Genomic DNA, 1,784 nt, shown 5'->3' on the forward strand with positions numbered 1-1,784 from the left:
TACTGCTTACCCCTGTCTCTCCATTGGCAAGCCACCAAGCGATTTTGTCTTCTATGTGCATTTTTCCTCCAAAAAATAACCGCTTGCGGAACAAGCGGTTAATTGTCAATCATTCATTAAATGTCAAAATTTATAAACCAAATTATCTTCATAGGTAGATTGATAATTTAGACTAGCTTTAACTTTAATCCATTTCGCATTTTCAAAAGTTTGCCAGTTATCTTTTTTCTCGCTAACCATAAAATCTACGAACCTCACAAATTCACTTTTTGTTGAACTAAAAAAGATATAAGGCACTTTAGTTAAATTGATTAATCTTAAAAAATCGATTAAATCAAAATAAGTGGCTTGCTTATAGCTTTCTTGGCGAGTACAAAGATATGGCGGATCAAGTAATAACAATACCTTATCTTTATGCTGAAAACGTGGTAATAGTTTATGAAAACTTTCGTGAGTAACTTCTATTCCATCTAAATAGCCTTCCGCACTTGGATAATCGGTTTGGCGAATACCATTCCAAAATATTTTGTTAAATAGATTCTCTAAACTATTAATTTGCTGTCCGCTAAATAGCAACCAAGAAGCCACACAATTTACATCAATATACCCATCAAAAGACTGAATAACATTGATAACTTGAGATTTCTTATCAGGATCTAATCGCTTGTTTTTAGGCGTACTCTCCCCAATAATGTCATAAATTTGCTTGCGTAGCCTATTTGTATCGGGAATATGCTTTAGCCGCTCCGCATATCCATCATAATCATTGTAGATGATGTGAGCTTTTGGTTTGATATGTTTGACAGTATGAGCTAATAACCCACTACCACCAAATACATCTATGATTGTCCAACCTTGGCCGTCATCAGGAATATTCTCATTTAAAATTTGAGAAACCTGAGCTAGAAACATTCGTTTCTGACCTACAAACGGAAGTGGGGCTTGTTTAAAGATTTGCTTTGCCATAGTTCTCCTATGGCGTTCAGGCGTTCTTAACGCTCAGACACTCAATTCAGTTAAATTTATTGATTGATTTACAACGTACACATTTAATTTCTAAATGTTGTACATCTTTCGCTTTTGCCAATAATTTTTGGCAATACTTACAGCGGATCTCAATTAATCTTAATGATTGCATATAAATACACTTTTACTTCATTTTTTGATAAAATTCCGCCTACCTAGCTAGGTGGCGGCGTATGGCTATATGCAAGTGTGCTTTGCGTAGCTGGCATTATAAGTGTTGCTGCACTTATAATGTCGCCGTTCTTAACTAACTTATGCCTATTCCTTCAAAATATCAGGCACTTCAACAACTTTAAGCTGCTCAGGTTTTACACCTTTATACTTGATCCAATACTGACAAATTTCGATAGCTTCGCCACTCGTTACAGTACCTCTAGACTCTATTGCAACTTTCCATTCGCGGCGAAATTGGCATTCAAGCACGACATAACGTTTACCGTCCATTACTTGGAGTTCATTTCTAAACATATCTAAAACCTTACAGGATTTTATTGTTCCCTTGGTGGTTCAGGAAGTGGTTGCCAATGAGTAACATCGTAAACAGGCTGAATACCTAAGATACCTCCCGATGTAATCCAGCTTTCGCCATTAAACTTAGCTATCATAATAAAGTTGTTTGTTACCAACACTTCTTCGTGGATTTCTGGCAATTTGTCTTTAACCGAAATCCAGCCATTAGTTTCTACAAGTTCTGGTTGTTCAATAAAATTGTCAACCTCTTCAAAGTACCCAGATTCCTTTTCTTCACTTGTAAGCGG

4 protein-coding genes are annotated in these 1,784 nt (G+C 36.0%); all 4 read right to left on the reverse strand.

Annotated elements, in window-relative coordinates:
- Positions 1–123: 123 nt before the first annotated feature.
- A complete protein-coding gene (locus EDC41_RS13395; protein ID WP_020824228.1) occupies positions 124–966 on the reverse strand; it encodes a hypothetical protein in 843 nt (280 codons plus the stop codon).
- 46 nt (positions 967–1,012) lie between these two features.
- Positions 1,013–1,138: a Com family DNA-binding transcriptional regulator gene (locus EDC41_RS14140; protein WP_006248807.1), complete on the reverse strand. Its 126-nt coding sequence runs from the start codon at positions 1,136–1,138 to the stop codon at positions 1,013–1,015.
- Between the two features lie 146 nt (positions 1,139–1,284).
- Positions 1,285–1,494, reverse strand: coding sequence for a hypothetical protein (locus tag EDC41_RS13405; RefSeq protein ID WP_020824227.1), 210 nt, complete (start codon positions 1,492–1,494; stop codon positions 1,285–1,287).
- A gap of 20 nt (positions 1,495–1,514) precedes the next feature.
- Positions 1,515–1,784, reverse strand: a 270-nt coding sequence (locus EDC41_RS13410) for a DUF551 domain-containing protein (protein ID WP_132303729.1), incomplete at its 5' end; no start/stop codon positions are given.

The sequence above is a fragment of the Mannheimia haemolytica genome, assembly GCF_004342115.1.
Taxonomy (GTDB): domain Bacteria; phylum Pseudomonadota; class Gammaproteobacteria; order Enterobacterales; family Pasteurellaceae; genus Mannheimia; species Mannheimia haemolytica.

What these genes read in the sequence shown, in the direction of transcription:
- EDC41_RS14140 (WP_006248807.1), bottom strand. Translation starts at nt 1,138, where the DNA reads ATGCAATCATTAAGATTAATTGAGATCCGCTGTAAGTATTGCCAAAAA.
- EDC41_RS13395 (WP_020824228.1), bottom strand. Translation starts at nt 966, where the DNA reads ATGGCAAAGCAAATCTTTAAACAAGCCCCACTTCCGTTTGTAGGTCAG.
- EDC41_RS13405 (WP_020824227.1), bottom strand. Translation starts at nt 1,494, where the DNA reads ATGTTTAGAAATGAACTCCAAGTAATGGACGGTAAACGTTATGTCGTG.